This window comes from Methylobacterium nigriterrae (assembly GCF_037106235.1).
Taxonomy (GTDB): domain Bacteria; phylum Pseudomonadota; class Alphaproteobacteria; order Rhizobiales; family Beijerinckiaceae; genus Methylobacterium; species Methylobacterium nigriterrae.
Genome location: NZ_JBAWTG010000052.1, coordinates 24,073 through 36,119 on the forward strand (window position 1 = coordinate 24,073; position 12,047 = coordinate 36,119).

The following is a 12,047-nucleotide window of genomic DNA, read 5'->3' on the forward strand; positions in this document are numbered from 1 at the left end:
GGGGCGGGAGCGCCCCGGGCCGGCTCAGGCCGCCTCTTCCCGCTTGCCGAGGCGCTTGTCGAGGTAGGTCTCCACGGTCCGGGTCAGCTCGTCGACCTTGCCGTCGAAGAAGTGGTTGGCGCCATCGACCATCTGGTGCTCGATGATGACGCCCTTCTGGGTCTTCACCTTCTCGATCACCGGCATCACCTCGCGGGCCGGCGCGACACGGTCCTCGGAACCGTGCACGAACAGGCCCGAGGAGGGGCAGGGCGCCAGGAAGGTGAAGTCGTAGCGGTTGGCCATCGCGGCGATCGAGATGAAGCCCTCGATCTCGGGCCGGCGCATCAGCAGCTGCATGCCGATCCAGGAGCCGAACGAGACGCCGGCGATCCAGCAGGACTTCGCCTCGGGGTTGACCGACTGCACCCAGTCGAGCGCCGCGGCGGCGTCCGAGAGCTCGCCCGAGCCGTGATCGAACGCGCCCTGACTGCGCCCGACGCCGCGGAAGTTGAAGCGCAGCGCCGCGAAGCCGCGGTTGGCGAACGTGTAGAAAAGGTTGTACACGATCTGATTGTTCATCGTGCCCCCGAACTGGGGATGCGGGTGCAGGATGATCGCGATCGGCGCGCCCTTCTTCTTGGGCGCCTGGTAGCGCCCCTCGAGCCGGCCGGCGGGGCCGGTGAAGATGACCTCGGGCATGGTGTCCAATACTCCTGGCTGCCGCCGACGGCGCGGCCCGACCGGGACATGGCAGGCGCCTACGCAAATGCCGTCCCGTGAGCCTTGACTCGGGCGAGGACGAATCTAAAAGCGCTCTTAGAATCGTTCTAGGCTATTGGAACAATTCTAAAGTAGACGCCTTGACCCGTGACTGCCGGTCGTTCCACCGCCGTCGGCTGCATGAAATGCGTGCGGTGCGCGCGCCTTAGCATGACGCGGGGGGGCAAAAGCAAGGAAATGTCGGCGATCGACGGGTCGCTCGCGCAGGGTTGTTCATGACGCAGGGCCGCGCCTATCTCGACCACAACGCCACCTCGCCGGTCCGGCCGGAGGTTGCGGCGGCGGTCGCGCGCGCGCTCGCCCTGCCCGGCAACCCCTCTTCGGTCCACCAGGAGGGACGTGCCGCCCGCGCAGCCCTGGAGGCCGCGCGCGAGGCCGTGGCCCAGCTCGCCGGCACGGCGCCCGATCGGGTCGTCTTCACGAGCGGCGGCACGGAGGCGGCGAACGCGGTCCTGTCCGGCGCCCTGCGGCGCGCGGGGCTGCCCGCCCCGAGCAAGCTCCTGATCGGCGCGACCGAGCACCCCTGCGTCTCCGCCGGCCATCGCTTCGCGCCCGATTGCGTCGAGACGATCCCCGTCGACGCGAGCGGCCGGATCGACCTCGGCGCGCTCGGCGCCCGGCTCGACACGCTTCGGGACGCGGTGGTGCTGGTCTCGGTCCACGCCGCAAACAACGAGACCGGCGTGGTGCAGCCGCTCTCCGAGATCGTGGCGCTCGCCCGCGGTCATGGCCGCGCCCTCGTCCACAGCGACGCCGTGCAGGCGATGGGCAAGATCCCGGTCGATTTCGACGGGCTTGGCCTCGATGCCCTGACCTTGTCGGGCCACAAATTCGCGGCGCCGAAGGGCGTCGGCGCGCTGGCGCTCGCGGAGGGCGTCGGCCTCGAGGCGCCGTTCCTGCGCGGCGGCGGCCAGGAGCGGCGCCTGCGCGGCGGCACCGAGAACCTGCCCGGCCTCGCCGGGATGGGCGCGGCCGCGGAGCTTGCCGCAACGAGGCTCGCGAGCGAGGCGCAGCGTCTCGGGCTGCTGCGAGACGAACTGGAGGCGGGCGTGCTCGCGCGCGCCCCCGACGCGGTGGTGTTCGGGCGCGGCGCGCCGCGCCTGCCGAACACCCTGAGCTTCGCGGTGCCGGGGCTCGACGCGGCGACCGCCCTGATCGCGCTCGACCTCGCGGGCGTGGCCGTGTCGTCGGGCTCGGCCTGCGCCTCGGGCAAGGTGGCGCGCTCGCCCGTCCTCGCCGCGATGGGCGTGAGTCCTGCGCTGAGCGCGGGGGCGCTGCGCGTGAGTCTGGGCTGGAACACGGTTGAAAGCGACGGGCCTCGCTTCCTCGACGCCTTCGAACGCGTGATTTCGTCCCTATATAAGCGGCGAGGGGAGGCGGCGTGAGCGAAGCTGCCCCAAGCCATCTCGGAAACCCCCGGCCCTTGACGCCGGTGTTGGTAGGAGAAGCCTGATGCCTGCAGTGCAGGACACGGTCGATCGCGTTCGCGCCATCGACGTCGACCAGTACAAGTACGGATTCGAGACCACGATCGAGATGGAGAAGTCCGAGAAGGGCCTCTCCGAGGACGTGATCCGCTTCATCTCGGCCAAGAAGAACGAGCCGGACTGGATGCTGGAGTGGCGGCTCGATGCCTACAAGCGCTGGCAGACCATGAAGGAGCCGGACTGGGCGCGCGTCTCCTACGACAAGATCGATTACAACGGGATCTACTACTACGCGGCGCCGAAGCGGCAGGCCGCGCAGTCCCTCGACGAGATCGACCCCGAGATCCTGGCCACCTACGAGAAGCTCGGCATCCCGCTGCGCGAGGTCGAGGTGCTCGAGGGGATCGCCCCCGAGCGGCGCGTGGCCGTCGACGCCGTGTTCGACAGCGTGTCGGTCGCCACCACCTTCAAGGCGGAGCTCTCGAAGGCGGGCGTGATCTTCATGCCGATCTCGGAGGCCGTGCGCGAGCATCCCGATCTGGTGCGGAAGTATCTCGGCTCGGTCGTGCCGGTGACCGACAATTTCTTCGCGACGCTGAACTCGGCCGTGTTCTCGGACGGATCGTTCGTCTACATCCCGCCGGGCGTGCGCTGCCCGATGGAGCTGTCGACTTACTTTCGCATCAACGAGCGCGACACGGGCCAGTTCGAGCGGACGCTGATCATCGCCGACAAGGGGAGCTACGTCTCCTATCTCGAGGGCTGCACCGCCCCGAAGCGCGACGACAACCAGCTCCACGCGGCGGTCGTCGAGCTCGTCGCGCTCGACGATGCCGAGATCAAGTACTCGACCGTCCAGAACTGGTACCCCGGCGACAACGAGGGCCGCGGCGGCATCTACAACTTCGTGACGAAGCGCGGCGATTGCCGCGGCGCCCGCTCCAAGATCTCGTGGACGCAGGTCGAGACCGGCTCGGCCATCACCTGGAAGTACCCGTCCTGCATCCTGCGCGGTGACGATTCCCGCGGCGAGTTCTACTCGATCGCGGTCTCGAACGGCATGCAGCAGGTCGATTCCGGCACCAAGATGATCCATCTGGGCAAGAACACCACCAGCCGGATCATCTCGAAGGGCATCTCGGCGGGCAAATCGCAGAACACCTACCGGGGCCTCGTCTCGGCGCACAAGAAGGCGAAGGGCGCGCGCAACTTCACGAACTGCGACAGCCTGCTGATCGGCGACCAGTGCGGGGCGCACACCGTGCCCTACATCGAGTCGAAGAACGCCTCCGCGGTGTTCGAGCACGAGGCGACGACCTCGAAGATCTCCGAGGACCAGATGTTCTATTGCCAGAGCCGCGGGCTCTCCGACGAGGAGGCGACGGCGCTGATCGTCAACGGCTTCGTCCGCGACGTGCTGCAGCAGCTGCCGATGGAGTTCGCCGTCGAGGCCCAGAAGCTGATCTCGATCAGCCTGGAAGGCTCGGTCGGCTAGACGGGCGCGAGAGAGGGCCTGCGCGGGTCGGATCCCGCGGGCCCGCCTTCGCCCGCAATCGTATCTTCTGACTTTCGGAACTGACCATGCTTGAGATCAAGAACCTCGTCGTGCAGATCGAGGACAACCGCATCCTCAACGGCCTCGACCTCACCGTGAAGGACGGCGAGGTCGCCGCCATCATGGGGCCGAACGGGTCGGGCAAGTCGACCCTGTCCTACGTCATCGCCGGCAAGGAGGATTACGAGGTCCTCGAGGGCGAGATCCTGCTCAACGGCACGAACATCCTGGAGATGGGCCCCGACGAGCGCGCGGCCGCCGGCATCTTCCTGGCCTTCCAGTACCCGCTGGAGATCCCCGGCGTCGGCACGATGACCTTCCTGAAGGCCTGCCTCAACGCGCAGCGCAAGGCGCGGGGCGAGTCCGAGATCTCGACGCCCGACTTCATCCGGCAGGTGAACAAGGCCGCAGACAAGCTCGAGATCAACCGGGAGATGCTCAAGCGCGCCCTCAACGTCGGCTTCTCCGGCGGCGAGAAGAAGCGCATGGAGATCCTCCAGATGGCGCTGCTGCAGCCCGAGTTCTGCGTCCTCGACGAGACCGATTCCGGCCTCGACATCGACGCGCTGCGGATCGTCTCCGAGGGCGTGAACGCGCTGCGGGCGGAGGGCCGGTCCTTCCTCGTCATCACCCACTACCAGCGGCTCCTGAACCACATCGTGCCCGACAGCGTGCACGTCATGTCCCAGGGGCGCATCGTGAAGTCCGGCGGCAAGGAGCTGGCGCTCGAGCTCGAGGCGTCGGGCTACGCCGAGTACCGCGACAGCGAGGCGGCCTGACCCATGGCAGACGTCACCAATCTCCGCACGCCCGCCGAGGCCGGCCTGACCAAGCTGTTCGAGGTCGCCCGCATGAAGTTCCCGACGGGCGTCTCGATCGCCCGCGAGGAGGCGTTCCGCTACTTCGAGGCGGTGGGCCTGCCGAGCCGGCGGGTCGAGGCCTTCAAGTACACGGACCTGCGCGCCGCCCTGACGGAGGCGGCCGCGCCGGCCGAGGCGCCCTCCGCCGAGGCCGCGAAGGCGGCCGTCGCCGGGGCGAGGGGCTTTGCCGGCATCGAGGCCGTGCGCCTGACCTTCGTCAACGGCCACCTCGTCGCCGGGGCCTCCGACCTCGACAGGGTGCCGCCGGGCGTCACCGTCACGCCCCTCGAGGAGGGCCTGACCCGGGGCGATCCGCTGCTCGGGCAGCTCGCCCCCGTCGCCCAGACGCGCGAGAACCCGATCTACCAGCTCAACGCCGCCTTCATGGCGGACGGCGCGCTGATCCGGGTCGCGAAGGGCGCCCGGGTCGAGACCCCGGTCCACCTGCGCTTCGTCGGCACGGGCGACGCCGCCTTCTCGACGGCAACCCGCGTGCTCGTCGCCCTCGAGGACGAGGCCGAGCTGACGCTGCTCGAATCCCACGAGGGGCCGGACGGCGTTGCCTACCAGCCGAACGACGCGCTCGACGTGGTCGTGGGCGATCGCGCCCGCTTCCTTCACACCCGGCTCAACCTCGAGGGCCGCGAGGCCATCGCGCTCTCGACGATCTCCGCCCGGCTCGGCGCCGGTTCGCATATCGAGACCGTCAACCTCGTGACCGGGGCGGTGCTGTCGCGCCACCAGATCTACCTGCTCTTCGCGGGCGCGGACGCGACCGCCACGGTCAACGGCGCCACCATGCTGGGCAACGGGCAGCTCGCCGATTCGACGCTGCTCGCCGACCACGCGGCGGTGGGCGGGGTGAGCCGCGAGCTGTTCAAGACCGTGATCGACGGCGACTCGACCGGCGTGTTCCAGGGCAAGATCATCGTCGAGCAGGTCGCCCAGAAGACCGACGGCAAGATGAAGTCCGACTGCCTGCTCCTCTCGGACGAGGGGCAGATGATGAACAAGCCGGAGCTCGAGATCTTCGCCGACGACGTGGCCTGCGGCCACGGCGCCACCTGCGGCGCGCTCGACGACGACCTCCTGTTCTACCTCATGGCCCGCGGCCTGCCGAAGGCGCAGGCCGAGAGCCTGCTGGTCCAGGCTTTTCTGGGCGAGGCGATCGAGGCGGTGACCCACGAGGGCGCCCGGGAGGCGCTGATCGGCTCGGTCGAGGCCTGGCTGAAGGCCCGCGGCTGACCGGTAACGGCCGGCCTCCGGAGGGGCAGGTCGATCCGCTTTCCTGCCCTGGCCCCCATCCTGAGGCGCGGCGAAGCCGCCCCGAAGGAGGGTCCAGGGAGAGCAATGCCATCTGGAGGCCTCCTTCGAGGCCTCCGCTTCGCTCCGGCACCTCAGGATGAGGCTTGCGGGTGGGGGAGCGAAGGTCCCGGAAGGACGCGACGATGAACGCACCCGTCCTGCAGGCTCCCTACGACGTCGAGGCGATCCGGAAGGAATTCCCGATCCTGTCCGAGACGGTCTACGGCAAGCCGCTCGTCTATCTCGACAACGCCGCGTCGGCCCAGAAGCCGCGGGCCGTGATCGACGCCATGGTGACCTGCATGGAGACGGGCTACGCGAACGTCCATCGCGGCCTGCACTTCATGGCGAACGCCGCGACCGAAGGCTTCGAGGGCGCGCGCGAGACGACGCGCCAGTTCCTCAACGCGGCCTCGACCGACGAGATCGTGTTCACCCGCAACGCCACCGAGGCCTACAACCTGGTAGCGAGCGCGATGGGCTGGGCCGGCCAGATCGGCGAGGGTGACGAGATCATCCTGTCGATCATGGAGCACCACTCGAACATCGTGCCCTGGCACTTCCTGCGCGAGCGCCGCGGCGCGGTGATCAAGTGGGTGCCGGTCGACGACGACGGCAACTTCCTCGTCGAGGAATACGAGAAGCTGTTCTCGGCCCGCACCCGGATGGTGGCGATCACCCACATGTCGAACGTGCTGGGCACGGTGACACCGGCCGAGGAGATCGTGCGCATCGCCCACGCCCACGGCGTGCCGGTGCTCCTCGACGGGGCGCAGAGCGCGGTCCACCGAACCATCGACGTGCGGGCCCTCGACTGCGACTTCTACGTCTTCACCGGCCACAAGGTCTACGGCCCGACCGGGATCGGCGTGCTCTACGGCAAGCGGGAGTGGCTCGAGCGGCTGCCCCCCTACCAGGGCGGCGGCGAGATGATCCGGACCGTGACCGAGGACGCGATCACCTACAACGACCCGCCCCATCGCTTCGAGGCCGGCACGCCGGCGATCGTCGAGGCGGTGGGACTCGGCGCCGCGCTCGAGTTCATGATGACGCTCGGGCGCGACCGGATCGCGGCGCACGAGGCGGCGCTCACGGCCTACGCCCAGGACCGGCTCGGCGCGATGAACGCGGTGCGCCTCATCGGCACGGCCCGCGACAAGGGCGGCGTTATCGCCTTCGAGATGAAGGGCGCGCATGCCCACGACATCGCCACCGTGATCGACCGGCAGGGCGTCGCGGTGCGGGCCGGCACGCACTGCGCCATGCCGCTCCTCAGCCGGTTCGGGGTCACCTCGACCTGTCGCGCCTCGTTCGGGCTGTATAATACCCGCCAGGAGGTCGACGCCCTGGCCGAGGCGCTCGCCAAGGCCGAGATGCTGTTCGCCTGAAAGGTTTTTCGAGTATGTCCGATGAAACGATCACCGGCGGCACCAACGCCCCCGCGGTGGAGGGCGCCTCCGCGATTCCCGCCGAGGAGCTCGATCGCCTGACCGACGCTATCGTGGCGGCCCTGAAGACCGTCTACGACCCCGAGATCCCGGCCGACATCTACGAGCTCGGCCTGATCTACAAGGTCGACATCGCCGACGACCGCACGGTCTCGATCGACATGACGCTGACCGCACCGGGCTGCCCGGTGGCCGGCGAGATGCCGGGCTGGGTCGAGAACGCCGTCTCGGCGGTGCCCGGCGTCCAGTCCTGCGCGGTCACGATGGTGTTCGACCCGCCGTGGGACCAGAGCCGCATGTCCGACGAGGCCCGCGTCGCCCTCGACATGTGGTGAGGCGCGGGCCCGGGGACCGGACCGTCGGGAAGCGTCCCGGCACCGACCGGATTCCCCGGCCGCGGCCCCGCGGCGGTGGATTCATATCCGGCCGATGCTTATCTTCCCGTCGTCACCGTCCACGCACCCGCCCGGGCCTTGAACCCGGCTGCCGGAGAGCACTCGATGTCATCAGTTTTCAAGGTCATGTCGCTGACGCAAGCCGCGGCCGACCGGATCAAGGCCATCATCGCCGATGCGGAGCGGCCGATCGCCGGCCTGCGGGTCGGCGTGAAGAATGGCGGCTGCGCCGGCATGTCCTACACGATGGAATACGCGGACGGGCCGATGCCCGGCGAGGACACAATCGAGGATCGCGGCGTCACCGTCTTCATCGACCCGAAGGCGGTGCTGTTCCTGCTCGGCACCGAGATGGATTTCCAGACCACGAAGCTCGCGTCCCAGTTCGTGTTCAACAACCCGAACCAGACCTCGGCCTGCGGCTGCGGCGAATCGGTCGCGATCACGCCGGCCAATCCCGACGCGCTGCGCGCCGCCGTGGCGTGAGGCTGCGCGGCGCCCCGCGGCGCATCGGTCCGTGAACCGTCAGGCGACGTGGGAGAGCTCGTCGAGGGGCACGCTGTCGTCGACGCAGCGGTTGCGGCCCCGGCGCTTGGCCGCGAACATGCAGAGGTCGGCCCGCTCCAGGAGCGAGACCGGGGTATCGCCGCGACGATAGGCGGCGATGCCGAGGGAGACCGTGACCTTGCCGAGCGACTCGCCGGTGGAGCGCTTCACGAGCTCGCGCCCCATCACGCTGGTGCGCACCCGCTCCGCGATGACCTGCGCGGCGGCGCGATCGGTATCGGGCAGCAGGATGCCGAATTCCTCGCCGCCGAAGCGCGACAGCGTCGCGCCGGGCTGGACGTGCTCGCGCATCACGATCCCGACGAGGCGCAGCACTTGGTCGCCCGTGAGGTGTCCGTAGAGGTCGTTGAAGCGCTTGAAGAAGTCGATGTCGAGCACGATCAGGCTCGAGGTGACGCCGCGCGCGGCGGCCGCATCCACGGTCGCGGCCAGCATCTCCTCGAAGTGCTTGCGGTTCGACAGCCCGGTCAGCGGGTCGGTCAGGCTCTCGATGCGGGTGGCCTCGAGGGTCTCGCGCAGGGTCTCGATCTCGGACCGGCTCTCGCGCATCCGCGCCTCGAGGGTGCGGTTGTTGGCCGACACCTCGCGGGTGGTGGTGACGAGCGACGCGATGATCTCACGGATGCGCGCCCGGTTGAGCATCGCGCCGGCGAGGTCGTGCGAGAAGGCCTTGAGCGACTCGCCGTATTGCGCGGTCGAGCCGAGCGAGAGGTCGAGCATCTCGGTGATGCTCTCGATCTCGGCGAGCACGCTGGCACTCATCTTCTCGGCCGCGATGGAGAGGCGGCGGCCGTCGATGTAGGTGTCGTAGAGCGCGTCGATGTCGCCGTCGCAGAGGCAGCCGTTCTGCGCAGTGAGCCGCTTGATGGCGTCGCTCATCAGGGGGTGCGAGCCGGAGACGTAGGCGTACCAGACGCTGTAGGCCCGGGGCGTCGCCGAGGAACCGTAATCGCGCATGAGCTGGGTGGCGCGCTCCGCCACCGCGAAGGTCCGATCGCGGTCGCCGTGACTCCCGTCGCTCATCCGATCACCACCATCCGGTTAGTCCGGCCGCCCTGCGGATTCGGGGGACAGCCGTGCCCGCGAGGATGCAGCCGCGACAGTGGATGGAGCGTTAAGCGGCCGCGCGCGAGGCCGCCGAAGCGTGACGTTATTTGCGCTTTTTGACGATAGCCGGCCGGAGCAGGAAGGCCGGAACGTGCGCACCGAGGCCCACCGGCGTCTCGCCGTCCTCCTCGTCGCGGCGGTGGCGGCCGCGCTCGCTGCCGCGCTCCGGACGCTGCCGCGAGGGGGCCGACGCGACGGGATTGTCCTCACGCGAGGGAGCCTCGCGCGAGGGAGCCTCGCGGGCGGGAGTCGCCTCGGCCTCCGCGGCGCGGGCGCGCTCCGGGGCGTTGCGGCGCCCGGACGTGCTGCGGGCCTCGCCCGTGCCCCGGCCGCCGCGCGAGCGGCGCGCGGACTCGCCGCTCCGGGCGCCGCGTCCGCGGTGGCGCGTGCGGCCCTCGCCCTCGGCGTCGTCCTCGGGCAGCGCGGAGAGGTCGCCGTCGAGCCAGGGGATCGGCTGGCCGATCAGGGCCTCGATCGCCTGGAGTGAGCGGTCGTCGCCGCGGCCCACCAGGGTGAAGGCGTGGCCGGCCCGGCCCGCGCGGCCGGTCCGGCCGATGCGGTGGACGTAATCCTCCGGATGGTGCGGCACGTCGAAATTGAAGACGTGGCTGACCGCCGGGATGTCGAGACCGCGCGCGGCGACGTCGCTCGCCACGAGGAGCGGCACCTCGCCGGACCGGAAGCCGTCGAGGGCGATGGTGCGGGCGCGCTGATCCATGTCGCCGTGCAGCGCCGCGACGTTGAAGCCGTGGCTCGCGAGCGACTTCTGAAGCTGCGCGACGTCGCGCTTGCGGTTGCAGAAGATGAGGCCGTTGTTGAGCTCGGCCTCGCCGCGAATCAGCTGGCGCAGGCGGTCGCGCTTCTCGTGGCCCTCCGAGCCCGTGGCGACGAGGCGCTGCACGATGGTGGCGGCCGTGGAGGCGGGGCGGGCCACCTCGACGCGCTGGGGATTGTGCAGGAACATGTCGGCGAGCCGCTCGATCTCCGGCGGCATCGTCGCGGAGAAGAACAGCGTCTGGCGCGTGAAGGGCACCATCTTCACGATGCGCTCGATATCGGGGATGAAGCCCATGTCGAGCATGCGGTCGGCCTCGTCGATGACGAGGAGCTCGACGCCGGTCAGCAGGAGCTTGCCGCGCTCGAAATGGTCGAGCAGGCGACCGGGCGTCGCGATCAGCACGTCGGTGCCGCGGGTGAGCTTGGCGTCCTGGTCGGCGAAGGAGACGCCGCCGATGATGAGCGCGACGTTCAGCTTGTGGTTCGTGCCGTAGCGCTCGAAATTCTCCACGACCTGCGCGGCGAGCTCGCGGGTCGGCTCCAGGATCAGGGTGCGGGGCATGCGCGCCCGCGCCCGGCCCGTCTCCAGCATGGTCAGCATCGGCAGCGTGAAGGCCGCGGTCTTGCCGGTGCCGGTCTGGGCGATGCCCAGCACATCCCGGCGAGCGAGCACGTGCGGGATCGCCTGGGCCTGGATCGGCGTCGGCTCCGTGTAGCCGGCGGCTGTGACGGCCTGCAGGACCTTGTCGCTCAATCCGAGGTCGGCAAAAGACATTTTCTTTAGAGAACCGTTGCGCGCGCGAAGGGACCGGCCGGCGCGGAGGAGATCATCGCGGCAACGGCATCAACGGCTGTCTCGGCTTAGAACCCGCCGCGCATGCGAGTGCGGCGACACTTAGAGCCTTGGCCCGGCTTGTCAATCAGCCTCTCGCGCCGGGATCGGCCTTATCCCGCCGGCAAAGGCGGCCGGCAGCCGGCCTCAGGCGCCCGACCCGGCGAGCCGGCGGATGACCGTGCACGGGTCGAGATTGACCGATCGGGCCGCGGCGCCGATCGCGCCCGTGGTCTCCGGGTCGGGCAGGGCGCGCGCGGCGGCCTGCACGATCGGATCGGCGCCGCGCGGCCGCGCCACGAGGTGCGTCAGGTCGAGATGCGTCAGGTAATGCGCCCCGGCGCAGGCGACCACGATCGCGACGAGGCTGACGCGCGCCGCCCAGGCCAGGAGGCGGTAGCGGGCCGGGGCCTCAAGCTCGGCGGGATCGGGAAGGTCAGCGAGCATGAGGCCCATCCTGTTCGGCCGGACCTGGCCGGCGCGACCACGAGATTGTGCCGTCAGGGTTAATGCCGGCCTTACGGATCGAGCGGCGTTCCCGCAGCCTGCGTCCCGAACGAAAACACAGCGCGGTCCGTGCGCAGCGTCATCCTGCAGGATTGGGGTTGGCCGGCGCATCGTCGCGCAACACAAAATCGACAAACTTCGCCTTCTCTGCCGGCTATGCTTGAAGCGGCCGCGATGTGCGCCACGACACTTGCCGTCGAAGCGAAATCTTACCTGCGCATAACCTTCACCATTCGTTGACACATCCGACCTTATCTGAGGCTGCTTGTTGCAGGAAAGCGACAGACCCGGGAGCCACCAGGGCCTAAAAGCCCGCCGGCTTTCGCCAACCAGGACCAATGGACAGATGAAAAAGCTTCTCCTTGCTTCGACCGTTCTCGCCGGCATGACCGCAGCCGCCTCCGCGGCCGATCTTCCGCGCCGTGCGGCGCCGCCGCCGGTGTTCACGCCGGTTCCGGTCTTCACCTGGACGGGCTTCTACGCCGGCTTCAACGCGGGCTACGGC

12 protein-coding genes are annotated in these 12,047 nt (G+C 69.4%); 8 read left to right on the forward strand and 4 right to left on the reverse strand.

The window, feature by feature from the left end:
* Positions 1-24: 24 nt before the first annotated feature.
* A complete protein-coding gene (locus WDW90_RS22385; protein WP_336489672.1) occupies positions 25-681 on the reverse strand; it encodes an alpha/beta hydrolase in 657 nt (218 codons plus the stop codon).
* A gap of 296 nt (positions 682-977) precedes the next feature.
* Between WDW90_RS22385 and WDW90_RS22390 the strand changes: the two genes are divergently transcribed.
* From WDW90_RS22390 to WDW90_RS22420, 7 genes are all read left to right on the forward strand, one after another.
* On the forward strand, positions 978-2,147 hold the full coding sequence (locus tag WDW90_RS22390; RefSeq protein WP_336489673.1) for a cysteine desulfurase family protein: 1,170 nt from the start codon (positions 978-980) through the stop codon (positions 2,145-2,147).
* 67 nt (positions 2,148-2,214) lie between these two features.
* A complete protein-coding gene (sufB, locus tag WDW90_RS22395) occupies positions 2,215-3,684 on the forward strand; it encodes a Fe-S cluster assembly protein SufB (protein ID WP_336489674.1) in 1,470 nt (489 codons plus the stop codon).
* An 86-nt stretch (positions 3,685-3,770) separates the two neighbouring features.
* The gene (gene sufC / locus WDW90_RS22400; RefSeq protein ID WP_336489675.1) at positions 3,771-4,523 is read left to right on the forward strand and encodes a Fe-S cluster assembly ATPase SufC; all 753 of its coding nucleotides are present in this window, start codon (positions 3,771-3,773) and stop codon (positions 4,521-4,523) included.
* Positions 4,524-4,526: 3 nt separating this feature from the next.
* Positions 4,527-5,849, forward strand: coding sequence for a Fe-S cluster assembly protein SufD (gene sufD, locus WDW90_RS22405; RefSeq protein ID WP_336489676.1), 1,323 nt, complete (start codon positions 4,527-4,529; stop codon positions 5,847-5,849).
* Between the two features lie 203 nt (positions 5,850-6,052).
* The gene (locus WDW90_RS22410; protein WP_336489677.1) at positions 6,053-7,297 is read left to right on the forward strand and encodes a cysteine desulfurase; all 1,245 of its coding nucleotides are present in this window, start codon (positions 6,053-6,055) and stop codon (positions 7,295-7,297) included.
* Between the two features lie 14 nt (positions 7,298-7,311).
* Complete coding sequence (locus tag WDW90_RS22415) at positions 7,312-7,692, forward strand: SUF system Fe-S cluster assembly protein (RefSeq protein WP_336489678.1); 381 nt, start codon at positions 7,312-7,314, stop codon at positions 7,690-7,692.
* Positions 7,693-7,857: 165 nt separating this feature from the next.
* Complete coding sequence (locus tag WDW90_RS22420) at positions 7,858-8,238, forward strand: HesB/IscA family protein (protein WP_336489679.1); 381 nt, start codon at positions 7,858-7,860, stop codon at positions 8,236-8,238.
* A gap of 39 nt (positions 8,239-8,277) precedes the next feature.
* On the opposite strand, the gene WDW90_RS22425 is transcribed toward WDW90_RS22420, so the two are convergent.
* From WDW90_RS22425 to WDW90_RS22435, 3 genes are all read right to left on the reverse strand, one after another.
* Positions 8,278-9,342: a GGDEF domain-containing protein gene (locus WDW90_RS22425; RefSeq protein WP_336489680.1), complete on the reverse strand. Its 1,065-nt coding sequence runs from the start codon at positions 9,340-9,342 to the stop codon at positions 8,278-8,280.
* A 127-nt stretch (positions 9,343-9,469) separates the two neighbouring features.
* Positions 9,470-10,978 carry a DEAD/DEAH box helicase gene (locus WDW90_RS22430; RefSeq protein ID WP_336489681.1) on the reverse strand — a complete coding sequence of 503 codons (1,509 nt, stop codon included), beginning with the start codon at positions 10,976-10,978 and terminating at the stop codon, positions 9,470-9,472.
* 204 nt (positions 10,979-11,182) lie between these two features.
* Positions 11,183-11,482 carry a hypothetical protein gene (locus WDW90_RS22435; protein WP_336489682.1) on the reverse strand — a complete coding sequence of 100 codons (300 nt, stop codon included), beginning with the start codon at positions 11,480-11,482 and terminating at the stop codon, positions 11,183-11,185.
* Positions 11,483-11,611: 129 nt separating this feature from the next.
* Between WDW90_RS22435 and WDW90_RS22440 the strand changes: the two genes are divergently transcribed.
* Positions 11,612-11,782 (forward strand): hypothetical protein, encoded by a 171-nt coding sequence (locus WDW90_RS22440; RefSeq protein ID WP_336489683.1) that lies wholly within the window; start codon positions 11,612-11,614, stop codon positions 11,780-11,782.
* Positions 11,783-12,047: the final 265 nt, after the last annotated feature.